The organism is Paraburkholderia sp. MM5496-R1 (genome assembly GCF_050436205.1).
GTDB lineage: Bacteria > Pseudomonadota > Gammaproteobacteria > Burkholderiales > Burkholderiaceae > Paraburkholderia > Paraburkholderia tuberum.
In genome coordinates this window covers 989,864-1,013,668 of the sequence record NZ_JBNDLT010000003.1, presented here as the reverse complement: position 1 = coordinate 1,013,668, position 23,805 = coordinate 989,864, and the positions used below count along the sequence as shown (strand labels likewise).

At 63.9% G+C, this 23,805-nt stretch carries 22 protein-coding genes; 14 read left to right on the top strand and 8 right to left on the bottom strand.

The features are described from left to right. Positions 1 to 58: 58 nt before the first annotated feature. From OKW38_RS30950 to OKW38_RS30940, 3 genes are all read left to right on the top strand, one after another. A complete protein-coding gene (locus tag OKW38_RS30950) occupies positions 59 to 826 on the top strand; it encodes a transporter substrate-binding domain-containing protein (protein WP_429364699.1) in 768 nt (255 codons plus the stop codon). A 37-nt stretch (positions 827 to 863) separates the two neighbouring features. Next, complete coding sequence (locus tag OKW38_RS30945) at positions 864 to 1,979, top strand: succinylglutamate desuccinylase/aspartoacylase family protein (RefSeq protein ID WP_429364697.1); 1,116 nt, start codon at positions 864 to 866, stop codon at positions 1,977 to 1,979. A 257-nt stretch (positions 1,980 to 2,236) separates the two neighbouring features. After that, positions 2,237 to 3,154 carry a dihydrodipicolinate synthase family protein gene (locus OKW38_RS30940; protein ID WP_429364695.1) on the top strand — a complete coding sequence of 306 codons (918 nt, stop codon included), beginning with the start codon at positions 2,237 to 2,239 and terminating at the stop codon, positions 3,152 to 3,154. Between the two features lie 109 nt (positions 3,155 to 3,263). On the opposite strand, the gene OKW38_RS30935 is transcribed toward OKW38_RS30940, so the two are convergent. Together OKW38_RS30935 and OKW38_RS30930 are read right to left on the bottom strand one after the other, a co-directional pair. Beyond that, positions 3,264 to 5,420, bottom strand: coding sequence for a phosphocholine-specific phospholipase C (locus OKW38_RS30935; protein WP_429364693.1), 2,157 nt, complete (start codon positions 5,418 to 5,420; stop codon positions 3,264 to 3,266). A gap of 99 nt (positions 5,421 to 5,519) precedes the next feature. Beyond that, a complete protein-coding gene (locus OKW38_RS30930) occupies positions 5,520 to 5,873 on the bottom strand; it encodes a hypothetical protein (protein WP_090810319.1) in 354 nt (117 codons plus the stop codon). Between the two features lie 200 nt (positions 5,874 to 6,073). Here OKW38_RS30930 and OKW38_RS30925 point away from each other — a divergent pair, with 200 nt between their 5' ends. The 4 genes from OKW38_RS30925 (at position 6,074) to OKW38_RS30910 (ending at position 13,529) form a co-directional block, all read left to right on the top strand. Beyond that, positions 6,074 to 8,044: an amylo-alpha-1,6-glucosidase gene (locus OKW38_RS30925; RefSeq protein WP_429364691.1), complete on the top strand. Its 1,971-nt coding sequence runs from the start codon at positions 6,074 to 6,076 to the stop codon at positions 8,042 to 8,044. Between the two features lie 50 nt (positions 8,045 to 8,094). Beyond that, positions 8,095 to 10,911: an MGH1-like glycoside hydrolase domain-containing protein gene (locus OKW38_RS30920; RefSeq protein WP_429364689.1), complete on the top strand. Its 2,817-nt coding sequence runs from the start codon at positions 8,095 to 8,097 to the stop codon at positions 10,909 to 10,911. A 110-nt stretch (positions 10,912 to 11,021) separates the two neighbouring features. Further along, positions 11,022 to 12,641, top strand: coding sequence for a glucose-6-phosphate dehydrogenase (gene zwf / locus OKW38_RS30915; protein WP_429365553.1), 1,620 nt, complete (start codon positions 11,022 to 11,024; stop codon positions 12,639 to 12,641). Positions 12,642 to 12,704: 63 nt separating this feature from the next. Beyond that, positions 12,705 to 13,529 carry an ROK family protein gene (locus tag OKW38_RS30910; RefSeq protein WP_429364688.1) on the top strand — a complete coding sequence of 275 codons (825 nt, stop codon included), beginning with the start codon at positions 12,705 to 12,707 and terminating at the stop codon, positions 13,527 to 13,529. A gap of 58 nt (positions 13,530 to 13,587) precedes the next feature. Here the strand turns inward: OKW38_RS30910 and OKW38_RS30905 are convergent, their stop codons facing one another. From OKW38_RS30905 to OKW38_RS30895, 3 genes are all read right to left on the bottom strand, one after another. Next, the gene (locus OKW38_RS30905; RefSeq protein ID WP_429364687.1) at positions 13,588 to 14,130 is read right to left on the bottom strand and encodes a type VI secretion system amidase immunity protein Tai4; all 543 of its coding nucleotides are present in this window, start codon (positions 14,128 to 14,130) and stop codon (positions 13,588 to 13,590) included. A 141-nt stretch (positions 14,131 to 14,271) separates the two neighbouring features. Next, on the bottom strand, positions 14,272 to 14,751 hold the full coding sequence (locus OKW38_RS30900) for a hypothetical protein (protein WP_143037232.1): 480 nt from the start codon (positions 14,749 to 14,751) through the stop codon (positions 14,272 to 14,274). A 4-nt stretch (positions 14,752 to 14,755) separates the two neighbouring features. Next, positions 14,756 to 15,142 carry a hypothetical protein gene (locus OKW38_RS30895; protein WP_184057874.1) on the bottom strand — a complete coding sequence of 129 codons (387 nt, stop codon included), beginning with the start codon at positions 15,140 to 15,142 and terminating at the stop codon, positions 14,756 to 14,758. Between the two features lie 201 nt (positions 15,143 to 15,343). Between OKW38_RS30895 and OKW38_RS30890 the strand changes: the two genes are divergently transcribed. Then, positions 15,344 to 15,910: a YbhB/YbcL family Raf kinase inhibitor-like protein gene (locus OKW38_RS30890; protein ID WP_429364685.1), complete on the top strand. Its 567-nt coding sequence runs from the start codon at positions 15,344 to 15,346 to the stop codon at positions 15,908 to 15,910. 47 nt (positions 15,911 to 15,957) lie between these two features. Here the strand turns inward: OKW38_RS30890 and OKW38_RS30885 are convergent, their stop codons facing one another. After that, positions 15,958 to 16,953: an aldo/keto reductase gene (locus tag OKW38_RS30885; RefSeq protein ID WP_429364683.1), complete on the bottom strand. Its 996-nt coding sequence runs from the start codon at positions 16,951 to 16,953 to the stop codon at positions 15,958 to 15,960. A 277-nt stretch (positions 16,954 to 17,230) separates the two neighbouring features. Here OKW38_RS30885 and OKW38_RS30880 point away from each other — a divergent pair, with 277 nt between their 5' ends. The 5 genes from OKW38_RS30880 to OKW38_RS30860 all read left to right on the top strand — a co-directional run bounded on the left by OKW38_RS30880 (position 17,231) and on the right by OKW38_RS30860 (position 22,045). Then, positions 17,231 to 19,411 carry a TonB-dependent receptor gene (locus tag OKW38_RS30880; protein WP_429364681.1) on the top strand — a complete coding sequence of 727 codons (2,181 nt, stop codon included), beginning with the start codon at positions 17,231 to 17,233 and terminating at the stop codon, positions 19,409 to 19,411. A gap of 80 nt (positions 19,412 to 19,491) precedes the next feature. Next, positions 19,492 to 20,175 (top strand): Fe2+-dependent dioxygenase, encoded by a 684-nt coding sequence (locus OKW38_RS30875; RefSeq protein ID WP_429364679.1) that lies wholly within the window; start codon positions 19,492 to 19,494, stop codon positions 20,173 to 20,175. Then, on the top strand, positions 20,172 to 20,894 hold the full coding sequence (locus OKW38_RS30870) for a PepSY-associated TM helix domain-containing protein (RefSeq protein ID WP_429364677.1): 723 nt from the start codon (positions 20,172 to 20,174) through the stop codon (positions 20,892 to 20,894). The genes OKW38_RS30875 and OKW38_RS30870 overlap by 4 nt, the downstream gene beginning before the upstream one ends. A gap of 110 nt (positions 20,895 to 21,004) precedes the next feature. Further along, a complete protein-coding gene (locus tag OKW38_RS30865; RefSeq protein WP_187611578.1) occupies positions 21,005 to 21,694 on the top strand; it encodes a nitroreductase in 690 nt (229 codons plus the stop codon). 36 nt (positions 21,695 to 21,730) lie between these two features. After that, positions 21,731 to 22,045, top strand: coding sequence for a high-potential iron-sulfur protein (locus OKW38_RS30860; protein WP_090807936.1), 315 nt, complete (start codon positions 21,731 to 21,733; stop codon positions 22,043 to 22,045). A 28-nt stretch (positions 22,046 to 22,073) separates the two neighbouring features. On the opposite strand, the gene OKW38_RS30855 is transcribed toward OKW38_RS30860, so the two are convergent. Both OKW38_RS30855 and OKW38_RS30850 read right to left on the bottom strand, forming a co-directional pair. Beyond that, complete coding sequence (locus OKW38_RS30855; protein WP_090810310.1) at positions 22,074 to 22,424, bottom strand: DOPA 4,5-dioxygenase family protein; 351 nt, start codon at positions 22,422 to 22,424, stop codon at positions 22,074 to 22,076. Between the two features lie 30 nt (positions 22,425 to 22,454). After that, the gene (locus tag OKW38_RS30850) at positions 22,455 to 22,958 is read right to left on the bottom strand and encodes an N-acetyltransferase family protein (RefSeq protein ID WP_429364675.1); all 504 of its coding nucleotides are present in this window, start codon (positions 22,956 to 22,958) and stop codon (positions 22,455 to 22,457) included. A gap of 292 nt (positions 22,959 to 23,250) precedes the next feature. On the opposite strand from OKW38_RS30850, the gene OKW38_RS30845 reads away from it, so the two are divergent. Next, positions 23,251 to 23,523, top strand: coding sequence for a DUF1488 domain-containing protein (locus OKW38_RS30845; protein ID WP_090807933.1), 273 nt, complete (start codon positions 23,251 to 23,253; stop codon positions 23,521 to 23,523). Positions 23,524 to 23,805 lie beyond the last annotated feature (282 nt).

Genomic DNA, 23,805 nt, shown 5'->3' with positions numbered 1-23,805 from the left:
TTGAGGCGCCACAGCGGCTTACGATCACGCTGTCCTGATCCGCTCATCGTCGCCTTCCATGAAAACTCCACTGATGACTCTCTGCGCCGCGCTGGCTTTCAGCAGCGGCGCGTTCGCCGCTGACGCCAACACGTTGCGCCTCGGCATCGATCCGACCTATCCGCCGATGGACTCGAAGGCGCCCGATGGCAGCCTGAAGGGCTTCGACGTCGATCTCGGCAACGAGATTTGCCGGCGCATCCACGCGCATTGTCAGTGGGTCGAACTCGAGTTTTCGGGCATGATCCCGGCGCTGCAGGCGCGCAAGATCGACGCGGTGCTGTCGTCGATGGCGATCACCGAGAAGCGCGAGCAGCAGATTCTGTTTTCGTCGAAGCTGTTCCAGTTCAAGTCGCGGCTGATCGCGCGGCAAGGCTCGTCGCTCGCGCCTACGGCGAGCGGACTTGCCGGCAAGCAGATCGGCGTGCAGTCGGGCACGCAGTTCGAGAGCTACGCACTGAAGAACTGGACGCCGCTCGGCGCGAACGTGGTCGCCTACAAGAGCCAGGACGAGGTGTTCGCCGATCTGCAGAACGGCCGGCTCGACGGCGCGTTGCTCGGCACCGTCGAGGCCGATTACGGCTTCCTGCGCACGCCCGCGGGCAAGGGCTTCGCGTTTGTCGGCGAGCCGCTTTCGATGGGAGATCGCGGCGTCGGCATCGGCTTGCGCAAGGACGAAACCGCGTTGCAGGCATCGATCAACGAGGCGATCGCGTCGATGCGCAAAGACGGCACCTATGCGCGGATCGCGAAGAAGTACTTCGACTTCGATCCGTACGGCAATTGATGCAGATTTCCAACATTATCTTCACGGCTTTCCATTCATGAACAGGCAATCGATTCCGCTTGTGTCGCCAGCCATCGGCACGCACCGCGAACTGGTGTCGTTTCATTTCGGCCCGGCCAATAGCGGGCAGAAGATCTACATCCAGGCGTCGCTGCATGCCGACGAAACGCCCGCGATGCTGACCACGGTGCTGCTGAAGCGGCGTCTGCGGGAGCTCGAGGAAGCCGGCGCGCTGAGCGCTCAAATCGTGCTCGTGCCGGTGTCGAATCCGGTCGGGCTCAGTCAACACGTGCTCGGGCAGTTCATCGGCCGCTTCGATCTCGGCAGTGGCAAGAACTTCAACCGGCATTTCGTGCAGTTCGCAAAGCTCGTCGCGAATGCGAAAGAGGCGCTCGGCGCCGACGCGAACCAGAACCGCCGCATCGTGCGCGAGCTGCTCGCGGCCGAACTCGCGCAACAGAAGCCGCTGACCGAATTCGAGTCGCTGCAACTGGCGCTCTTGAAGTTGTCGTGCGACGCGGACGTCGTGATCGATCTGCATTGCTCGCTCGAAGCGGCGATGCATGTGTACACGAGCGAATCCGCTTGGGCCGAGTTCGAGCCGCTGTCGCGCTATCTCGGTGCAGAGGCGTCGTTGCTCGCGACCGATTCGGGCGGCGGCGCGTTCGACGAAACCCACAGCCTGCTGTGGTGGACGTTGCAGCAGCAGATGCCGGCGAGTAAGCCAGTGCCGACCGGCTCGATCGCGGTGACGGTCGAATGCCGCGGCCAGCGCGACGTGTCGTATGAAGTCGCGCAGCAGGATGCCGACGCGCTCGTCGACTATCTGGTGTGGCGCGGCGCGATTCGGGGCGAGGCCAAACCGTTGCCGCCGCTGCTGTCGCCGGCGACGCCGCTCGCGGGCAGCGAGCAGTTCTATGCGCCGGTGAGCGGCATTCTCGTGCACCGCGCGAAGATCGGCGACAAGATCCGCATCGGCCAGCCGCTGTTCGATATCGTCGATCCGCTGACCGACGAGACGACCACGATCGCGAGCCAGACCGAAGGGGTGCTGTACATGCGGCGCGCGATCCGTTTCGTGACGGCCGGTGCGCCGCTCGGTCGCGTGACCGGCACGCGGCCGATCCGAACGGGCGTGTTGCTGGGCGCCTGATCGCGTAGCGGCTATGCCGGACTCGGCATCCAGGGGCCGCCTCGACGCCTCACGCGACGGTGCTGACGTGCGCCTCAGCCGCCTTGCTGCGAAGTAGCCGGCGCCGCCCGGCCGGCGATCCGGCGCCTCGCCTGTTGTGCGGATTTAATCTCTTTCAGCCACGAAAAAGCCCAAGCCCGCCTCCGGATAAAGGCCGATACTCGTCGTCATACTCAACGTGTGTCGGCGCGGCCGGCTTTTTGAAGGAGACGGACAAAGTGAGCAAGGCTACCCAATGGAGCGGGGTGTTTCCCGCCGTCAGCACTCAGTTCAAGCCGGATTTTTCGCTCGACATCGACGCGACGCACCGCGTGGTCAGCAATCTCGTCAAGGACGGGGTGTCGGGTCTGGTGGTCTGCGGCACGGTTGGCGAAAACACCTCGCTGAGCACGTCGGAAAAACTGCAGGTGATCGAGGCCGCGCGCGACGCGGCTGGCGGCAAGGTGCCGGTCGTCGCGGGTGTCGCCGAGTTCACGACCGAGTTCGCGCGGCAGACGGTGCGTGAAGCCGCGCGTGTCGGCGTCGATGGCGTGATGGTCATGCCGGCGCTCGTCTATTCCGCGAAGCCGCACGAAACCGCCGCGCATTTCCGCTCGGTCGCGACCAGCACCGATCTGCCGGTGATGATCTACAACAACCCGCCGATCTACAAGAACGACGTCACGCCGGACGTGCTGATCGCACTGCAGGACTGCGAGAACATCGTCTGCTTCAAGGATTCGTCGGGCGATACGCGACGCTTCATCGATCTGCGCAACGCGGTGGGCGACCGCTTCGTGCTGTTCGCCGGCCTCGACGACGTCGTCGTCGAAAGCATCGCGGTCGGTGCGCAAGGGTGGGTGTCGGGCATGTCGAACGCGTTCCCGAAGGAGGGCGAGACGCTGTTCCGCCTCGCCACGCAGAAGCGTTTCGATGAAGCGCTGTCGCTGTACCGCTGGTTCATGCCGCTGTTGCACCTCGACGCGCGCCCCGACCTCGTGCAATGCATCAAGCTGTGCGAGGAACTGCTCGGCCGCGGCAGCGCCGTCACGCGTCCGCCGCGCCTCGCGCTGCAAGGCGACGCGCTCGCCGAAGTCAAAGACATCGTCGCCAAGGCGCTCGGCACGCGTCCGGCGCTGCCGGACGTCGGTCTCTAAGCACCGCGTTTCGATACGAGCCTTAAAAAACATCGGCACCCTGTCCGCCACGTAGGCGGGACAGGATGCCGAATCTTACTGTGAGTAAGCAGGGCTGGCGGTGGTTGCCTCAACTCGCGCTCAGCACCGGCGCAACCGCAGCCGGATCGCTGATACTCGGCCGGCCGTTCTCGACGTGACCGGCAAAGCGGCGCGAGAAGCTTGCGTCGTCACTGCTCGTCACCGTCAGGTCGTACCAGTGATGGCTCGACGCAAGCACCCAGCCTTCTTCGATACGCGCATTGGCCGGCACGACCACGGTGCGCGGGCGCGCGCCGTACGCGTTGTCGATCACCGTCAGATGCGCGATGCCGCCGCCGCTGTTGGTGAACTTCAGGAACACGTTGCCGTTCGCGACGTCGTATTGCGCGGTCACTTCAGGCCGCGCCGGCTGGTTGTCGCCATGACCGTTGCCATGGCCTTTCTGCGTGCTTTGCGTGCTCGCCTGGGTGTTGCCCGCGAACTTGCGCACGAAGCCGTTCGGGCCGAACACGTCGAATGCATACACGCCGTTCGTCGTGCTCAGGTCGAACGTGTCGCTGAGCGACTTGCCCGCTTCGACCGTGTAGCGCCACGGACCGTCGGTGCGATTCGTCGCGTACACGTAGAAGTGCGCGCCCTGGTCGCCGGTGTTGCCGATCGTGATTTCGAACGTGTCGTTGCCCGCGTTCGCCGCGCCGTTCACATGCAGTTCGTACGGCAACGCGCGCGCGAAACGGATGCCCGCTTCCTGCGCATCGACCGGAGTCGGCGTCGTCGGCACGGTCGGCTTCGGTTGCGTCTTGCACTGGTTGTCGGCCATGCTCATGTAGTTGCTGGTGTCCGGCAGCGACGGCATCTTCGCATCCGGCGTGCGGAAGTCGAACGCGGTGGTCAGGTCGCCGCATACCGCGCGGCGCCATGCCGTGATGTTCGGCTCATGCACGCCGAAGCGCGTTTCGATGAAGCGGATCACCGACGTGTGATCGAACACCTGCGAGCACACGAAGCCGCCCTTGGTCCACGGCGACACGATCGTCATCGGCACGCGCGGGCCGAGGCCGTACGGATAGCCGTCGGCGGTGTAGCTGCCGCCGCGCAGCGGATTGACGACATTGTGGATCTCGCCGTCGGTCGTCACCGTCGACTTGCCCTGGGTGGAGGTCGTCGGCGGCTGCGGTGGCACGAGGTGATCGAAGAAGCCGTCGTTCTCGTCGTACATGATGAACAGCACGGTCTTGCTCCACACCTCGGGGTTCGACGTCAGCGCGTCGAGAATCTGCGACGTGTATTCGGCGCCGTACGCGGGCGTGTAGCTCGGATGCTCCGAGTAGGCGGCCGGCGGGCACAGCCACGACACCTGCGGCAGCCGGTTCGCGAGCACGTCGGCTTTCAGGTCGTCGATCGTGCGCACGGTTTGCGCGCGCTCGTAGAGCGGCGAAGCCGGCTGCGCGTTGATGAAGTTCGTGAAGTTCTGCAGGATGTTGGTGCCGTAGTTGCCATTCAGCGGATCGGCGCCCGTCGTGCCCTGCTGATAGATCTGCCACGAAATGCCCGCGGCCTGCAGACGCTCCGGGTACGTGGTCCACGACAGCAACTGATAGTTCGGCGGACCATCGCCGTCGACCCAGTCGTTGTTGTCGAGCAGCGGACCGCCCATCGTGCCGGTCGGGTCGACCATGCCGGTCATCAGATACGCGCGGTTCGGGTGCGTCGGTCCCGGCAACGAGCAGAAGTACGCATCGCAGATCGTGAAGGCGTCGGCGAGCGCGTAGTGGAACGGGATGTCGCTACGCAGGTGGTAGCCCATCGTCATGTCGGTCTTATTGGCGGGCCACTGGTCGTAGCGGCCGCCGTCGATCGCGTACTGGGTCTTGTACCACGAGTGATCGAGATCGCCGACGCACTGCGCGCTCGTCGTCGCGGTGTCCAGATGGAACGGCAGCACCGGCTTGGTCGGATCTTCCTTCGACGGTTGATTCCACACCGGCAGGCCGCTCGGCAGCGGAATCGGGAAGCGGTCGTTGTAGCCGCGCACGCCGCGCAGGTGGCCGAAGTAGTGGTCGAACGAGCGGTTCTCCTGCATGAACACGACGATGTGCTCGACATCGCGAATCGTGCCCGTGCGCGAAAACGCAGGCACGGCGAGCGCGTTGCGGATCGACTCGGGCAATGCGGTCATCGCGGCGGCGGCGCCCGCGGATGAAGCCACGGTTTGCAGGAAACGGCGACGGCTAGTTGATGTCATCGAATATCACCTTCTGCGTAGGGGAAGAATAGCGCGCGTGAGCGTGCCTTGGGGTGTTTCGTGGTCGGTTACGCGTTGCTCTTGCTGATCAGTTGCGGACTAGTTGTTCGCGCTGTCGCCGGGCGCGTAGCGCATGACCGGCGCGACCTGCTGGCTGTCGGCCGCGAGACTGGCCTGCATGTTTTGCGTGATCGCGTCGGTGGCGGTTGCGCCACTTGCCGCGTTGCTCGCCGTGTTGTTCGCCGCGTTGTCCGCGAATGGCGCTGAGGCGTTGGGAGTCGCCACTGCCGCTGCCGCTGCCGCCATTGCGGGTCGTTGCGCCGCGTCGTTCGGCGCAAGGCTCGTGGTCGTCGCGATGCTCGTGGAAGAGGAGTCGTCCGCGCCGCAACCGTTCAACGCTATCGTGGCAAGCACCAGCAATGCGGCGCTCGCGATGCAACTGATTGTTCTCATGTCTGCATCCGGTTCGATGAAAGCGGGTGCAGTCTCCATTCCTTTCAAGAAATAATTGTGAAACGTTTGCGCCTGGCATAACTTTCGATAAATCGTCGGTTGATCGAAAGAAAATGGAAAGTATCGGGAAGGTCAATGTTCATGGCGCTGCCATCTGCGCTATGTTTGCTGCTTTATCGTTCGCGCATGGGCACGATCCAATGACTCGCATCGATTCACCCATCGACATCTCGCAACTCGAAGACGAATGGCTCGAAGCCGACGGCTTCGGCGGCTTTGCTTCGGGCACGCTCGGCATGTTGCGCACGCGCCGCTACCATGCGCTGCTGCTAGCCGCGACGCGCGCGCCGGGCGGGCGCATGGTGCTCGTCAACGGTATCGAGGCGTGGGTCGAGGCGGGCGGCGAGCGCTTCGCGTTGACCATGCAACGCTATGGGCCTGACGTGATCTATCCGGATCTGCGCGGCCGCCTTGCCGGCTTCGACACCGCGCCGTGGCCGACGTGGCGCATTCAACTCGGTGCGCACGCGGCGATGATCGCCGACGTGTTCGTCAGCAAAGCGACGTGCGAAACGGTATTGCGCTGGCGGCTCGAAGGCGGCGAACTCGATGCGCCCGTGCTGAAGATCAGACCGCTGCTGTCGGGCCGTGACTATCATGCGCTGCATCACGAGAATCCGGCCTTCAACTTCGGCGTGCAAGTCAGCGCCGATCAATCGTGCGCGAGCTGGCAACCGTATGGCGGACTGCCGGTCGTGCGAGCGGCGACGAACGGTGCCTATACGCATGCGCCCGACTGGTATCGCAACTTCTGCTACGTGCGCGAGCAGGAGCGCGGTCTCGATTGCAGCGAAGATCTCGCGACGCCCGGCGTGTTCAGCTTCGATCTCGCGGAGGGCGACGCCGTGATGATTCTGAGCGCGTCGAGCACGTCCGCCACCGAATGCGCGAACGATAAAGCCCAAACCACCGCCCACGCCGCCCAACTCGCCCACACCGAACAACAACGCCGCGCCGCACTCGGCTCGCGCCTGCAACGTTCGGCCGACGCCTACGTCGTCACGCGCAACGAAGGCCGCACGATCCTCGCGGGCTTTCCGTGGTTCACCGACTGGGGCCGCGACACGTTCATCGCGATGCGCGGCCTGCTGATCGAGTCGAACCGTCTCGACGATGCCGAAGCGATCCTGCTCGAATGGTCGGGCACGCTGTCCGAAGGCATGCTACCGAACCGCTTCCCCGACTACGGCGACGCGCCCGAATACAACTCGGTCGACGCGTCGCTATGGTTCATCGTCGCGGTTCACGACTATCTGGCAACGCCGCATGCGGGCGCGCAAACGCGCGCGCATCTGCAGCAGGCCGCCGAAACGATCCTGACCGGCTACACGAACGGCACGCGCTTCAACATCGGCGTGTGCGCGGACGACGGCCTGCTGCGCGCCGGCATCCCCGGCGTGCAACTGACGTGGATGGATGCGAAAGTCGGTGACTGGGTCGTCACACCGCGCATCGGCAAGCCGGTCGAAGTGCAGGCGCTGTGGACCAACGCGCTGCGAATCGCGTCAGCATGGAACCCGCAGTGGCGGCAAGCTGCCGAGCGCGCGACGCTCGCGTTTCGCCGGCGCTTCGTCGATCCGGCCACCCAGGCGCTGTTCGATAACGTCGACGTCGATCATGTGCCGGGCACGGTCGACCGCTCGATCCGGCCGAATCAGATCTTCGCGGTCGGTGGCCTGCCGTTTCCGCTGCTCGAAGGCGCGGCGGCGCGCGCGGTGGTGGGTCAGGTCGAAGCGCAATTGCTGACGCCGCTCGGCCTGCGCACGCTCGCGCCGTCCGATCCCGCCTATCGCGGCCGCTACGGCGGCGCGCCGCGCGAACGCGACGGCGCCTATCATCAGGGCACCGCGTGGTTGTGGCTGATCGGCCCGTTCGTCGAAGCGTGGCTGCGAGTGAATGGCGCGAGTGCCGATAATCTCGCGCAGGCGAGGGCGCGCTTTCTCGCCCCGCTGTACACGCATCTCGATCACGCGGGCCTCGATCACCTGTCCGAGATCGCCGCCGGCGACGCGCCGCACGCGCCCGCCGGCACGCCGTTCCAGGCCTGGTCGCTAGGCGAATTGCTGCGCGTCGAAAGTCTGCTTGCCCGGTTCGAGCACAACGGCGCGTAAACCGCGCTACGATGTGGGTCCCACCGCCAGGCCTGTTGCAAGGACGTTTCATGCCACCGCTGCGCGCTGCCAATCTGCTCGCCACGATCGAAGGTTCCCGGCTGCATTCGCCCGAATGCGGCCACTGGCAGCGCTGGGGGCCGTATCTGAGCGAGCGCCAGTGGGGCACGGTGCGCGAGGACTACAGCGCGAACGGCACCGCCTGGGACTCGTTTCCGCACGACCATGCGCGCAGCCGCGCCTACCGCTGGGGCGAAGACGGCATCGCCGGTTTCGGCGACGACCGGCTCAGCTGGTGCGTGTCGCTCGCGCTGTGGAACCGCAAGGACCCGATCATCAAGGAGCGCCTGTTCGGCCTGACCAACTCGCAGGGCAATCACGGCGAGGACGTCAAGGAGCTGTACTTCTATCTCGACGGCACGCCCACGCATTCCTACATGCGCATGCTGTACAAGTACCCGCATGCCGCCTATCCCTACCAGGACCTGATCGACGAAAACGCGCGCCGCGGCGGCGATATGCCAGAGTACGAAGTACTCGATACCGGCGTGTTCGACGATCAGCGCTATTTCGACGTCCAGATCGAATACGCGAAGCACACGCCCGACGACATCGTGATGCGCGTGACGATCGAAAATCGCGCGGACGAAGCGGCGTCGCTCGATGTGCTGCCGCAGATCTGGGCGCGCAACTCGTGGTCGTGGAAAGAGAACAAGGACAAGCCGAAGCTCGTCGCCGGTACCGGTCATGACGGCGCAGTGCGTCTGCTTGGCCATCACCATGTGCACGAACCGATCGTCGTGACCGCGTGGTCGAAGGACGCGCCGCAACTCGCATGGCTGTTCTGCGAGAACGACACCAACGTGAAGCGGCTGTTCGGCATGGACGGCGCGGGCCCGTTCAAGGACGGCTTCAACGACTACCTCGTGCACGGCGACGCGAACGCGATCCGTCACGACGCGGGCACCCGGGCCGCCGCGCATGCGGCGCTCGAGTTCGGGCCGCACGGACGCGCGGTCGTGTATCTGCGCTGGCACCCGCAATCGGCGACCGATGAAGCGCCATTCGATGCCGACGCGTTGATCGCGCGCCGCCGCGCCGAAGCCGACGAATTCTATGGCGCGTTGCAACACGAGATCACCGACCCCGATGCGCGTCTCGTGCAACGTCAGGCGCTCGCCGGCATGCTGTGGTCGAAGCAGTACTACCAGTACGACGTGCAGCGCTGGCTCGACGGCGATCCGCTGCAACCGAGCCCGCCCGCCGCGCGCAGGCACGGCCGCAACACCGACTGGCGGCATCTGTGCAACGCGGACATCGTGTCGATGCCGGACAAGTGGGAGTACCCGTGGTACGCGTCGTGGGACCTCGCGTTTCACGCGGCCGCGTTCGCGCTGATCGATCCGGCGTTCGCCAAGAAGCAGTTGCTGCTGCTCGTGAAGGACCGCTATCAGCACCCGAACGGCCAGTTGCCCGCTTACGAATGGGCCTTGAGCGACGCGAACCCGCCGGTCCATGCATGGGCCGCGTGGCGCGTGTACGAGATCGACCGAGCGCTGACCGGCAAGGCGGACCGCGATTTTCTGGAGCTCATGTTTCACAAGCTGCTGCTGAATTTCTCGTGGTGGGTGAACCGCAAGGACGCCGACGGCCACAATATTTTTCAGGGCGGTTTTCTCGGGCTCGACAACGTCGGCATCTTCGACCGCTCGTCGCCGCTGCCCACCGGCGGCCACATCGACCAGGCCGACGGCACCGCGTGGATGGCCGCGTACGCGCTCGACCTGATGCGTATCGCGCTCGAACTCGCCTACGCGAATCATGTGTTCGTCGATATCGGTGTGAAGTTCTTCGAGCACTTCCTGTACATCGCGGAAGCGGTCAGTTGCGACGACGGCTGCGACACGGGCCTGTGGGACAGCGAGGACGAATTCTTCTACGACAAGCTGCGCCTGCCCGACGGCAGCAGCATGCCGATGCGCGTTCGCTCGATCGTCGGACTGATACCGCTGTTCGCCGTGCACGTGCTCGAGGAGCGTCTGCACGGCGGCTTGCCGAGCTTGCGCGAGCGCCTCGTGTGGTTTCTCGAGCATCGGCCCGATCTCGCGAAGCTGGTGTCGCGCTGGAACGAGCCCGGCAAGGGCAACGCGCTTTTGCTGTCGCTGCTGCGCGGGCATCGGATGAAGGCGTTGTTACGGCGCGCGCTCGACGAAAGTGAATTTCTTTCCGATCACGGCGTGCGGGCGTTGTCGCGTTGCCATCGCGATCATCCGTTCGTGTACCAGCACAACGGCAACAGCTTCTGCGTCAAGTATCTGCCGGCCGAATCCGATACCCGTGTGTTCGGCGGCAATTCGAACTGGCGCGGGCCGGTGTGGATGCCGGTCAACTATCTGCTGATCGAATCGCTGTACGAGTTTCATCGCTATTACGGCGATGATTTCCGCGTCGAGTATCCGACCGGGTCGGGCCAGAAGTTCTCGTTGAGCGAAATCGCCGACGAACTCGCGCGCCGCGCGACCACGCTGTTCCTGAAGGACAAAAACGGCGAGCGGCCGGTGATGGGTGCGTATCCGCTGCTGCAGGCGGACCCGCGTTCGCAGGATCTGATCCTGTTCCATGAGTATTTTCATGGCGATAACGGTCGTGGCGTCGGGGCTTCGCATCAGACCGGCTGGACCGGGCTCGTCGCGTTGCTGTTGCAGCCGCGCGCGATGGCGGCATCGGGCAACGTGCCGCTGGCGGGGGAACCGGCGCCGGTGGCCGCGCCCGCGCCGATTCCGGTGCCGGCGGCTTCTGCATCCGCGGTAACGCCGGCGGTGGCGAAAGAACCGGTACCGTCGCTCGCGGCCACGACGACGAAATAAGCACGCCGCACGCTCACGCGCGAACGCAATTGAACTGTGCGGCAGCGCCCGTGGTCTTTCATATATCGCCGCGTTCGTTCTATCGGCTTACCGAGGTCCAAGTGAATCCCATGTCGAGCACACCGAACCCTTCCGCTTCTCCCGATCAACCCAACGCAACGCCCGCCCTGAGCTGCAAGCTCAGCGCGAACCGATACGACGCCCTGTCGTCGCCGGCCGGCAAGAAGCCCGCGCCGCCGTGCACGCTCGTGATCTTCGGCGCGGGCGGCGATCTGACCAAACGTCTGTTGATGCCGGCGCTCTACAACCTCGCGGTCGATGGCCTGCTCGACGACAGCATGAAGATCATCGGCGTCAATCACGGCGAGCGCGAAACGCGCGAATGGTGCGACGAACTGCATACCTCGCTGCAGAAGTTCGCCGCCGACAAGGCCAGCACCTTTCACGCCGGCAAGCTCGACGACAGCGCATGGAACTGGGTCGCGCAGCGCCTCGAATACATGGCGGGCGAGTTCGAATCCGACGATACGTTCGCGAAGCTGAAGCAGAAGCTCGATCAGTCGAAAGGCGGTAACGCGATCTTCTACCTCGCGGTCGGCGCGCGTTTTTTCAAACCGATCACCGACCGGCTCGGCAAAGCCGGCCTGCTGAAGGAAGGCGACGGCGCAAACGGCGGCTTTCGGCGTCTCGTGATCGAGAAGCCGTTCGGCACCGATCTCGCATCGGCGCGCGATCTGAACGCGCACATCCTGTCGTATGCGCGGGAGTCGCAGGTGTACCGCATCGATCATTTTCTCGGCAAGGACACCGTGCAGAGCATCCTCGCGGTGCGCTTCGCGAATGCGATGTTCGAGCCGATCTGGCGGCGCGAGTACATCGATTGCGTGCAGATCACGGCGGCGGAAACGATCGGCGTCGAGGGGCGCGGCAGGTTCTACGAGCAGACCGGCGCGTTTCGCGACATGGTGCCGAACCACCTGTTCCAGTTGCTCGGCATCGTCGCGATGGAGCCGCCGAATTCGTTCGAGGCCGAAGCCGTGCGAAACAAGAAGGCCGAGCTGTTCGACGCAATCCAGCCGCTGACGTCCGCCGACGTCGTCTTCGGCCAGTACGAAAAAGGGCCAGCCGGCGTGGGCTATCGCGAGGAGCCCGACGTCGCGCCCGGCAGCACGACGGAAACCTACGCGGCGGCGCGCGTGTTCGTCGAGAACTGGCGCTGGGCCGGCGTGCCGTTCTATCTGCGTACCGGCAAGCGGCTCGCGGTGCGCCGCACCGAGGTTTCGGTGCAGCTGAAGCCGGTGCCGTTCCGCCTGTTCCGCGATACGCCGGTCAACGCATTGACGCCGAACGTGCTGACCATTCGCATCGATCCCGAGCACGGCTCGAGCTTCGATTTCAACGTGAAGGTGCCGGGGCCGGTGATGCAGGTCGGTCCGGTACAGTCGTCGTTCAACTATGGCGACTTCTTTGCGGAAAGCGCGAACGTCGGCTACGAGACGCTGCTGTACGACTGCATGTTTGGCGACGCGACGTTGTTTCAGCGCGCCGACAGCATCGAGACGAGCTGGTGCGCGGTCGACGACGTGCTGCATCCGAGGAGTGGCGGCGCGGTTGCCGTGCGCGGCTATGCGGCCGGCAGCGACGGGCCGGCCGAAGCCGACGCGCTGCTCGCGCGCGATGGCCACGCGTGGCGCCCGTTGCAGCAGAAAGCGCCCGGCGGCAAGTCGTAGCGGCAACTTTGAACCAACCCGCAGGCCCGCGTCACAACCGCCTCAACACAATCGGGAGACATCGTGGCAACACGCAACAAGAACGCAGTGAAACGGAATGCGCCGACAAGCGGCAGCGAGCACATCCTCGCGATCGACGTCGGCGGCACCGGCCTGAAGGCCGCGATCATCGACGCCGACGGGCAGATGAAAACCGAGCGCGTGCGCGTTGCGACGCCGCATCCGTGCACGCCGGATCAACTGGTGGACGCGCTCGCGCAACTCGTGGCTCCGCTCATCGAGCAGGTGCGGCCCGTCCGTATCTCGATCGGGTTTCCGGGTGTCGTGCGCAACAACCGCATTCTGACCGCGCCGCACTTCGGCATCGAAGGATGGCACGACATTGCGCTCGCGGATTCGCTCGCGCAGCGCCTGGGCGGACTGCCGGTGCGGATGATCAACGACGCCGAAATGCAAGGCTTCGCGGCGATCGAAGGCCACGGCCTCGAGTTCGTGCTGACGCTCGGCACCGGCGCCGGCACCGCGATGTTTCGCGATGGCGAACTGATGCCGCATCTGGAGCTCGCGCATCATCCGGTCAGCAAGAAGGGCGTGGCGTACGACGAATACATCGGCGAGGCCGCGCGCGAGCAGATCGGCAACAAGCGTTGGAGCCGGCGTGTCGAGAAGGTGATCGGCATTCTCGAGTCACTGGTCAATTACGACAAGCTGTGGATCGGCGGCGGCAACGCGGCGCGCATCAAGTTTTCGCTGCCGGCGAACGTGGCGACCGTATCGAACGACGCGGGGATCGAGGGCGGCGCGAAATTGTGGCATCCGCTGTCGGTGTGCGAGACGCGACAGTATCCGGAGGCGACGCAGAAGACGGGGCGGTTCAAGCCGAAGTGAGGGGGGTGGATTGCCGCTGCCATCACGTATCCAGTGCCGCGGCGCCACGTCCAAGGGTTCATATCAACCCCTCAACGATTGCCAAGGCGATCCGTGCCCGAGCACTGGTCAGCGCTTCGACGCTGGACGTGCTCATAACTACTTCGGGCTTTGCTGGCAACGGATTATCTTGCCGGTAAGTGCGCCTGGGGTTAATGACCAAACGCTTGACCTGTGCGTCCAATTCCTTACTGTGATACAGGTCCAGACACTTCAGGAAATCGAAACGGACACCTTCAGTTTCCGATTCAACCAGCGGGTTTTGATAATTTCGCGCCAAATAATTGTCCACCAAGGTTTTGATCGCGTCTGGAGCCTTCTCCAAGTCGTAGTAAGTCCAGTCTCGCAATGCACTGACGCTGCTTCCCGCATCCATAGCAGCATCTTTGTCGTTCCTGTAGGCGGTCGCTATGCAAGTAGCCAGAACCATGTCTTTGTAATTCTGTGCATAAGTACGTGCTCCAGCTTGAGGAGTCGCACGTTGATCGCCTTTTGCATAGCAAGCAGACATGCCGAAGATGAGGGCAAAACCAGTTAGGATGCCAACCCCGACCTTCTTCACGGTAAACTCCAGAAGTTCGCGCGGTCAGTGCGATACTTCGCCTCAGGTTCGTTGAAATAGCAGTGGTCGTAACAGTAGTTTTCGCGCAATCCAGTTGTCCATCACGGGGTGACGGTCTCGTTCACTGCTTCCGCGGTTTGTCTAACGCCCGACGTTTGTCGTACTCGCGCGCAAGGTAAATGTTTTGCCGTCGAACGCGTAGTAGTAGGTTCCGTGCTCGGCGTTTTCATTGCGGCTACCGTGAGCGATCAGCAGGCAACTGTCTGCGCGATAGGCAAGCGGATCCGTGATGTCCAGCGGCCAATCGGAAACCGTGAACGGCAGCGAAGTGACGCGGCCCGAGTTCGTATCGATTGCCGCCGCCATCACGCAGCCAGCACCGCATCCCCACGTAGCGAGAACGTAGTGGCCCGCGAAGTTAATCGGCTCCTTTGCGGCTTCACGAAGAATGCTGCGGTAATGACGTGCCGTCGCGTCCGTGAATATCATGCGTGGCATCGCAGCGTGCCTGGACTCGACAGTGGCGGGACAATCCTCAAACCTGAGAACCGATTCCGCAAGGGCCAAACCGGATACTGCGCCGAACATCAATGTGGCAATAAGCCAGGACGAAAGACGCATCGTTTTAATACCAGTGGTGTTGTTGCCAGAATCCCCTGGCCATATTTGCGGAATGGTAGCGGCCATAAATGTAACGGATGCCGCCTTGGCACTCCTCCTTCGCATTACCGAATGATGCCTCTCCGCGCGGGTTCAAGCTGTATTGCGCGCGCAGCAGTTGAAACAGGCCACGTGCTGTTGAAGTCCCGTTGCGCGCATCGACGACACCGGCGGATTCCTGAGCCATGATCCATAGCAGATCGCTGAAATCCGTGTCTGGAATGCGCTCGGTGCGCATGGCGTCTTTCAGCGCATTCTGAACCGTGAGCGGCACAATGCTTGCCGGCTTCTCTTTCCATTGCGGCGGCGCAGTCTTCGTCGGGCGATGCGAGTGGGCGTGTTTTGTAGACATTCAGGCAACTCCATTTCTTTCTTTGAACGACAAAGGGGCGAGAACGAATTAATCAATCGATCACGTAGGATCGCTATCTGTTTGATTCGCGTAGCCCCATGCGCAATATGCCGCTTCTTCCATCTCAAAACAACATTCTCGTTATAGTTGCTCTCTGAACTGCAAAGCTCTCAACGGCACGTCCAACCCTGGAGACTCCCAATGACTCGCATCCACCTGAACCTCGCGCGGCGCCTCCTCTCCGTCGGCGCGTGCGCGCTGCTCGCTTACGCGTGCGCGCATGCGTATGCGGCACAGGCCTTCGCGGTGTCGTCGCCGGGACTGGCCGATGGCGGCACGCTCAACGCAAGCCACGCGGCGAGCGCGAACAATTGCGGCGGCGGCAACGTGTCGCCGGCGCTGCAATGGCATAACGCGCCGGCCGGCACGAAAAGTTTCGCGGTGACGATCTTCGATCCCGACGGCGCGAAAGGCCTCGGCATCGTGCACTGGATCGTCTATGGCATCGCGCCTACCACGACCGGACTCGCCGAAGGCGAAGCCGCGCCGGCGGGCAGCGTCGCCGGCACGAATCGCACCGGCGGCCCCGGCTATTACGGCCCGTGTCCGCCCGTCGGCGAGGTACCGCATCACTACTTGGCGCAGGTCTATGCGCTCGATCTGCCGCCCGACGCATTGCCGGCCGGCTTGACGCGCGACGCGTTCCACGCCGCGATCAAGGATCACGTGCTCGCCGCGACGAGCACCGTGCTGCGCTACGGACGATGAAGACGCGCGGCCGAACGCTGGGCCGCGCCTGATCTGCCGGCGGGCGCCTAGCGCGCCGCGTCCCCCCAGCGATACTGCACGCTCGCTTCATCGAGCTGGGTCTTGATCGCGGCGTCGAGCGTGAGCCCGGCCGCCGCGAGCGTATCGCTCAACTGCTCCGCGCGGCTCGCACCAATGATCGCCGACGTAATCAGCGGATTCGCGAGCACCCACGCAAGCGACACCTTCGTCAGCGCTTCGCCGGTCGGCGCGACGATCGCCTTCAGCCTTTCGATCGTGTCGAACTCGCGCTTATGCCAGTAGCGCTCCTGATACATCGCGCCAGCCTTGCCGACGCTTTCGGTGAAGCGCCCTTCGGCGGGCGTCGCGTCGAGCCGGTGCTTGCCGCTCAGCAGTCCGCCCGCGAGCGGGTTATATGGCATCACGGCCAGTTGCTCCTCGGCGGCCAGCGGCAGCAGCTCGCGCTCGATCTGGCGAAACAGCAGGTTGTAGCGCGGCTGGACCGACACGAAGCGCGCGACGCGGAGTACGTCCGCGCGCCCCAGTGCGCGCGCGAGCCGGTAGGCGAGAAAGTTCGACACGCCGATATAGCGCGCCTTGCCCGAGCGCACGATCGCATCGAGCGCTTCGAGCGTTTCGTCGAGCGGGGTCTTCGCGTCGTCGGAATGGAGCTGGTACAGGTCGACGTAGTCGGTGCCGAGGCGCTGCAAGGACGCGTCGATCGCATCGAGCAGGTGCTTGCGCGACGCGCCCTGGTCCCACGCGGCGGGCCCCATCTTGCCGACCGCCTTGGTCGCGACGATGAAGCGCTCGCGTTTGCCCTTCAGCCAGCGTCCGACGATTTCCTCGGTGCGCCCGGCCAGATTTTCGTCGCCGCCGAGCGGATAGACGTTCGCGGTATCGATGAAATTGACACCGGCGTCCGCGGCCGTGTCGAGGATGCGGTGCGATGCGGCTTCTTCGGTTTGCAGCCCGAAGGTCATGGTGCCGAGACACAGGCGAGAAACGGTCAGGCCGGTGCGGCCGAATTGGCGATATTGCATAAAGTCGACTCCAGAGGGAAGGAAAGCGCTGCCGAAGCGATGAAACTACATTGTTGTAAAAAGGATAAACCGAGTCGCGATTCGATGTGCCTGACGCACGCCGGGATTGCTGACATCCAGTAGATGTGAAATGATATCGATTCTCATTTAAACCTAGCCAGCCATCCCGTCATCTCCTTCTCACACTACGGAGAGCGGCAGCCAGCCATTTGCGGCTTTGTCATGAATTCGACGTCAGTGATGCGGATCTGACAAACGCATTTCTGACGGGATTTCCATGCTCAATCACACGCCGCTCGCGACAGCGCTAGCGCTCGCTTTTGCCATTCCTTTGTCGACCCCGGCGCTCGCGCAAAGCGCGCCGCAGAACGCACAAACCAGCGCACGGAACGACACACCCGCCGCCGCGCAGACGCTGCCGACCATCGGCGTGCAGGCTCAGGCCGTTCAGCAGGACTTCCAGGCCGACCGGGCGACCGTCGGCGCCAAGACGCCGACCGCGCTGCGTGACATTCCGCAGACCGTCACCGTGATCAATCGCGACCTGCTCGCCTCGCAGGGCGCGACGTCGTTTGCGGACGCGCTGCGCAACGCGCCCGGCGTGACGATCGGCGCGGCCGAAGGCGGCCAGATCGGCAACAACATCAACCTGCGCGGTTTCACCGCGCAGAACGACATCTATCTGGACGGCTTTCGGGACCGCAACCAGTACTACCGCGACACGTTCAATCTTGAATCGCTCGAGGTGCTGTACGGTCCGTCGTCGATGCTGTTCGGCCGCGGCTCGACCGGCGGCGTGATCAACCAGGTCAGCAAGAAGGCGAACCTGACGGACTCGGCGGAAGTCTCCGGCATGATCGGCACCGACGACCGCTACCGCTCCACCGTCGACGTGAACCACAAGCTCACCGACACCTCGGCGATCCGCCTCAATGCATTCGGCCAGAGCCTCGGCTCGACGCGCGACGTGATGAAGAACAAGGACTTCGGCGTCGCGCCGGAACTGCGCTTCGGCATCGGCACGCCGACCGAGATCACGCTGTCGGCGCTGATCCAGCACAACCACGACATGCCCGACTACGGCATCCAGGCGCTGAACGGCCGCCCGTCGCCGGTACCGAAGAACACGTTCTACGGTTTGACCAGCGACCGCACGATCCAGGACGTGCAGATCTTTACCGCGGCGATCAAGCACAAGTTCTCCGAGGACCTGACGCTGACGAACCAGACGCAGATCTCGCACTCGACCACCGACGCGCGCGAAACCGCGCCGCAAGCGGTTTTGACCGGACCGCTGTCGTCCAGCACAGCGTTGACCAACGGCAACTTCACGACGCTGTCGCCATCGCAGCTGTTCATCAAGCTGCAGAGTCATGACCGCGTGATCCAGAATCATGCGATCTACAACGACACGATGCTCGAATACAAATTCGACACCGGACCGATCAGGCACGACCTGATCGTCGGTGTCGAAGTGGGCCACGACAGCTATACGAACCAGGCGTACACGCGCAACAACCTGCCGATCGTGCCGATGCTCAATCCGCCGATCATGGGCACGCCGTCGAACGTGACGACGACGGTCGGCAACTACGCCGATTCGAGCGCGAACGAAATTGCCGCTTACCTGAACGACACGATTACGCTGACGCCGCACTGGAAGCTGATCGGCGGTGTGCGCTGGGATCGTTTCTCGGCGGGAATCCGCAATACGATTAGCGCGCCGGCTTACGCGAGCCAGACCAACTACTTCACGAGCGTGCGCGCCGGCGTCATCTATCAGCCGACCGACTGGCAGTCGTACTACGTGTCGTACGGCACGTCGTTCAACCCGTCGCTCGAAAACCTGACGGTCACGAACCTCACTCAGAACCTCGCGCCGGAATCGACGAAGTCGTATGAAATCGGCGGCAAGTGGGATCTGTTCGGCGGCAACATGTCGGTGACCTCGGCGATCTTCCGCGAGGAAAAGGACAACGCGCGCACGCAGGTGTCACCGACCGAGTACCAACTGGCCGGCAACATTCGCGTCGACGGCTTCCAGGCGGGCGTGACGGGGCACATCACCGACAAGTGGCAGATTTTCGGCGGCTACACGTACATGGACGCGACGATCCTGAAAGCGGCCGACGGCACGCAGGGCCACACGCCGGCCAACACGCCGCGCAACACGCTGACGTTCTGGACCACGTACGCGATCACGCCGCATTGGGAAATCGGCGGCGGTCCGATCTACATGTCGCCACGTTATGCGTCGAATACGAACTACGTGAAGGTGCCGGGCTACACGCGTTGGGACGCGACCGCGGCCTATCACGCGAAGAAGTACGACGTGCGCCTGAACCTGCTGAACCTCACCAACAAGTACTACTACGACGCGTTGATTCCGTCGGACGGCGGACGTTCGGTGCCGGGCATCGGCCGCACGCTGCTCGCGACGTTCAACTACCGCTTTTGATACGCGCTTTTGATACGCACTGAGCGCATGCGTACGGCTTGCCGCTTCTGCAAACGGCAAGCCGACGCGAAGGACACACTATGTTGCTGCACATTCCGAAGGTACTGGACGCCGGGCAGTTGCGCTTCATACGCGAGCGGCTCGATCGAGCCGGCGACGCATGGGTCGATGGCCGCGCGACCGCGGGCTATCAGGGCGCGCCGGTCAAGCGCAATCAGCAGATTGCCGAGCACTCGACGCTCGCGCGCGAACTCGGCGATGTGATTCTCGCGGCGATCGAACGCAATCCGCTGTTCATCAGCGCGGTGCTGCCCAACCAGGTCTATCCGCCGCTCTTCAACCGCTACGAGGGCGGCATGCAGTTCGGCAGCCACGTCGATGGCGCGGTGCGCGTGCTGCCGAACGGCGTGAAGCTGCGCACCGACGTGTCGGTGACGCTGTTTCTCAGCGCGCCCGACGAATACGACGGCGGCGAACTCGTGATCGAGGACACCTACGGCGTGCAGCAGGTGAAACTGCCGGCCGGCGACATGATCGTCTATCCGGCGACGAGTCTGCACCAGGTGACGCCGGTCACGCGCGGTGCGCGGGTGGCGAGCTTCTTCTGGGTGCAGAGCCTCGTGCGCAGCGACACGCATCGCGCGCTGCTGTTCGATATGGACACCGCGATTCAACGGCTCAATACCACCCATGCCGACGAAGCTGCGCGACGCAGCCTCGTCGGTTGTTATCACAATCTGCTGCGCACCTGGAGTGAAACGTGAGCGTATCGGACACCCTCGACATTCAACCGCCCGCGGCCGGCGAACATGACGCGCAGGAGCCGCGTCGGCTCGATGACCATGAACTGAAATCGCGCCAGCAGCGCTCGCGTCGCGCGACCTTCATCAAGTGGCTGCGCCAGGTGCATGGCTGGGTTGGACTGTGGGGCGCGGCGCTCGGTCTGCTGTTCGGCACGACGGGCTTCTTTCTGAATCATCGCGGCGGCCCGCTGCGCGTCTCGACCGGCGAGCCGCAGGTGTCGGTGATGCAGGTGCCGCTGCCGCAACCGGCGCCGCAAACGCCGCGCGAGCTCGCGAAGTGGCTCAAGCAGGAGCTGAAAATCGCCGGCAATCCGGGGCGCGTGCAGAAGGAAGCCGAGCATCCGGTGGCGTGGGGCGATCGCAGCGTCGTGCAGCCCGAGCACTGGCAACTGAGTTTCGGGTCGCCGAAGGAAAACACGTCGGCCGAATACTGGGTCGGCAACCACACCGTGACGGTCAAGCGCAGCGCGACCACCTTTCTCGCGATGCTGACGAACATGCACAAGGGTGTCGGCTTGAGCGTCGGTTGGGTGCTGCTGATCGATACGCTCGCGGGCAGCCTGATCCTGCTGTCGTTGACGGGCGTGCTGTTGTGGACCGAGTTGAACAAGCGCAAGACGGTGGGGCTCGCGCTCGTGGTCGGATCGATTGCGGCGGCGGTGGTGTTGGGGACGACGTAAGGGCGCAGCGCAACGCTTCGGGCGACGCCTGCGCGCTGGCGGGCAGGCTTTGATCGGTCCGCGCTAGAATCGTCGCAGACCTACTCCGCAGGCTCTGCCGCCATCCGCCGATGACCTCTTCCGCGAACCCCGTCGACACCGCGCTGACCACGCGGCGCTCGGTGCGCGCCTTTCTGCCGACACCGGTGCAGCGCGCCGACATCGAAGCGATTCTCGAAGCCGCCAGCCACGCACCGTCGGGCACCAACACGCAGCCGTGGAAGGTGTACGTGCTGACGGGCGAATCGCTCGCGCGTCTGTCGCGCGATCTGCTCGCCGCCTACGACGATCCGCAGCGCGACGAGCTGTACCAGGAGGAGTACGCGTACTATCCGCGCCAGTGGCAGTCGCCGTTCATCGACCGGCGTCGCAAGATCGGCTGGGACATGTATAGCCTGCTCGGCATCGAGAAGGGCGACAAGGCGCGCATGCACGAACAGCACTCGCGCAACTTCCGTTTCTTCGACGCACCCGTCGGCCTGCTGTTCACGATCGATCGCAGCCTCGAGCGCGGCAGCTGGCTCGACTACGGCATGTTCCTGCAGGCGATCATGACGGCCGCGCGCGGGCGCGGTCTCGACACCTGTCCGCAGGCCGCGTTCATGCAGTTTCATCGACTGATTGCCGGACATCTCGGCTTGCCCGAAAACGAGCAATTTGTGTGCGGCATGTCGCTCGGTTTCGGCGACCCCAACGCGCCGGTCAATACGCTGCGCCCCGAGCGCGAACCGGTCGAGCGCTTCGCGCGCTTTCTCGATTGAACGCATCCCTCAGTCCCCACCCAGAGGCAAACGACAATGAAAACATCGCGGCGCCATTTCCTGTTGGTCAGCGCGGGCGTCGGCTCTTCGCTCGCGCTGTCTCGGGTCGCGTTCGCCGCGACCGTTCCCAATGCGCTCAGCGAGAGCGATCCGCAGGCGCAGGCGGTCGGCTATACCGAAGATGCGTCGAAGGTCGACAAGGCCAGATTTCCGAACTTCGCGGCCGGGCAATCGTGCGCGAACTGCTCGCTGTTCCAGGGCAAGGCATCGGACGCATACGGCGGCTGCACGCTGTTCGGCACTAAACAGGTCGCGTCGCGCGGTTGGTGCAGCGCGTATACGAATATGTGAGCACGCCGCCGTAGCGTTCGCAGCGGTGCTATAGCAGCGCCTTCAGCACGAGTTCGTGCGAGTGCCCGATCCACACGGCGGCGTCGCGATGATCGCGCAGCGCGTCGCCGGTGTTCGGATGCAGGAAGACATCGAGCGCGCCGTGATTGAGCGTGAGCCAGCCGACCACGTCGGCGAACTGCGTGTGCGCGAAGGCGAGCTGATACGACCACATCGGATGCGGCCCGACCGGCCGTTCGTGGAAGCGCCCGATCTGCAGTTTGTCGCCCCAATGCGCGTCGATCTGCTCGCGAAACGCCCAGGCGGCATCGCGGCTCGCCGGGTCGAAGTAGATGTGCGCGTGCCAGCTTTGTATCGCTGAAGCAGCGCGAAAAGTCATATCAGAGTTCATTGCCAGGCTCGTTCCGTATCAGTCTTTATCCGACATTCGTTCTGCTTCGCTTTCCGCCGGCGCGCGCGCTGCAAGTCGCATGTGAAACTGTGTCTGATCCTCGCCGACGATCTCGAAGCCAAGACGATCGTACAGCCGTTTGGCGGGATTGCCCTTGAGCACCTGCAAGCTGACCGGCAACGCTTCGGCCGCGGCGGCGCGCAGGATCGTGCGCAGCGCTTGCTCGCCGATGCCGCGACCCTGCAGCGCCGGCGCGATCTGCAACTGCACGACGAACCATTCGTCGTCGTTGCGATGCGCCTTCAACAAGCCCGCGGGCGCGCCGTCGATACAGACCACCTGCGCCGCGTCGTAGCGATGCAACAGGCGCGCGCGATGGGCGTCGTCGTCGGTCGGCTCGCCGGCGCGCGCCAGGTGTTCGGTCATCGTCGTCTTGCGCAGTTCGAGCAGGAAGGCTTCGTCGTCGGGTTGCGCGGGGCGCAAGGTCAACCCGGATCGTTGGTCGGGCAGTTGGGCGGACATGTCGGCAAGGTGGTGGCGCGCGATGATCGTGCGAAGCGCTAGTAAGAATTGTCGTCGATTGTCGCGCCGGCTGCGCTTTTTTACCACGCGGCTATGTTGCAGTCTTCTCACTTTGCGATGCAGGGCGAACGCTCGATGCGGCGAGGCGCCGCTTGCTGCGCTGTGTGGCATGCGCATTGCTAAAGGTTGATTCGCTTTTCGCGGGCACGGTCGTCGACCCATCGCGGCCGCGCTTAGCCGGGGACGTTCGCGTGATGCGGCGAACGTCGTAATCAACGTTGCGAGGTGGGCTATGACGATGATCGAGGTGGTACCCAGCGTCTCGGCAGATGGACGCGCGGTGATTTTCCAGCTTTCGTCGCAGGGACGAGACCTTGAATGCGCGGTCACGCGCGAGGCGCTCGAGCAGCACTTCTGGCTGCAACGCGGCGCGGGTGAGGCGCGCGTTCTGAAGACGTTCGCGGATGGGCGCAAACGTATTACGGCGATCGCCGAACGAAAAATGCTCGCGCGTCCCGGCGAGAAGGTCTTGCTGACGATCGACGATTTCTCCACACGCGGTTGACGTGCTTGGCGTGGCGCGCGTCATCGCTCGAAGCTGCACACGCGATGACGCCGGCGCGACGGCACCGGCTCCGCTCGGCCTGAATGCGGCCGGCTTCGCACTTCGCGTTTTTTTCGCAGGCTTTCGCAGCACCGTTTCGGTGCAATCGCTGATTTCACATCGAGCGCTCCGTGGGGCCGCTGTTACATCGATTCGCCAAATTAACCCACCAAAGCGCTTCGGTTCGCTGAATTGCTTTCGCGCGTGCGCGCATACACTCTTTTCCATGGAGCGAGGAATCAC

Coding starts and splice junctions, on each gene's coding strand:
- OKW38_RS30950 (WP_429364699.1), top strand. CDS start 59: ATGAAAACTCCACTGATGACTCTCTGCGCCGCGCTGGCTTTCAGCAGC.
- OKW38_RS30945 (WP_429364697.1), top strand. CDS start 864: ATGAACAGGCAATCGATTCCGCTTGTGTCGCCAGCCATCGGCACGCAC.
- OKW38_RS30935 (WP_429364693.1), bottom strand. CDS start 5,420: ATGACATCAACTAGCCGTCGCCGTTTCCTGCAAACCGTGGCTTCATCC.
- OKW38_RS30930 (WP_090810319.1), bottom strand. CDS start 5,873: ATGAGAACAATCAGTTGCATCGCGAGCGCCGCATTGCTGGTGCTTGCC.
- OKW38_RS30925 (WP_429364691.1), top strand. CDS start 6,074: ATGACTCGCATCGATTCACCCATCGACATCTCGCAACTCGAAGACGAA.
- OKW38_RS30920 (WP_429364689.1), top strand. CDS start 8,095: ATGCCACCGCTGCGCGCTGCCAATCTGCTCGCCACGATCGAAGGTTCC.
- zwf (WP_429365553.1), top strand. CDS start 11,022: ATGTCGAGCACACCGAACCCTTCCGCTTCTCCCGATCAACCCAACGCA.
- OKW38_RS30900 (WP_143037232.1), bottom strand. CDS start 14,751: ATGCGTCTTTCGTCCTGGCTTATTGCCACATTGATGTTCGGCGCAGTA.
- OKW38_RS30895 (WP_184057874.1), bottom strand. CDS start 15,142: ATGTCTACAAAACACGCCCACTCGCATCGCCCGACGAAGACTGCGCCG.
- OKW38_RS30890 (WP_429364685.1), top strand. CDS start 15,344: ATGACTCGCATCCACCTGAACCTCGCGCGGCGCCTCCTCTCCGTCGGC.
- OKW38_RS30885 (WP_429364683.1), bottom strand. CDS start 16,953: ATGCAATATCGCCAATTCGGCCGCACCGGCCTGACCGTTTCTCGCCTG.
- OKW38_RS30880 (WP_429364681.1), top strand. CDS start 17,231: ATGCTCAATCACACGCCGCTCGCGACAGCGCTAGCGCTCGCTTTTGCC.
- OKW38_RS30875 (WP_429364679.1), top strand. CDS start 19,492: ATGTTGCTGCACATTCCGAAGGTACTGGACGCCGGGCAGTTGCGCTTC.
- OKW38_RS30865 (WP_187611578.1), top strand. CDS start 21,005: ATGACCTCTTCCGCGAACCCCGTCGACACCGCGCTGACCACGCGGCGC.
- OKW38_RS30860 (WP_090807936.1), top strand. CDS start 21,731: ATGAAAACATCGCGGCGCCATTTCCTGTTGGTCAGCGCGGGCGTCGGC.
- OKW38_RS30855 (WP_090810310.1), bottom strand. CDS start 22,424: ATGACTTTTCGCGCTGCTTCAGCGATACAAAGCTGGCACGCGCACATC.
- OKW38_RS30850 (WP_429364675.1), bottom strand. CDS start 22,958: ATGTCCGCCCAACTGCCCGACCAACGATCCGGGTTGACCTTGCGCCCC.
- OKW38_RS30845 (WP_090807933.1), top strand. CDS start 23,251: ATGACGATGATCGAGGTGGTACCCAGCGTCTCGGCAGATGGACGCGCG.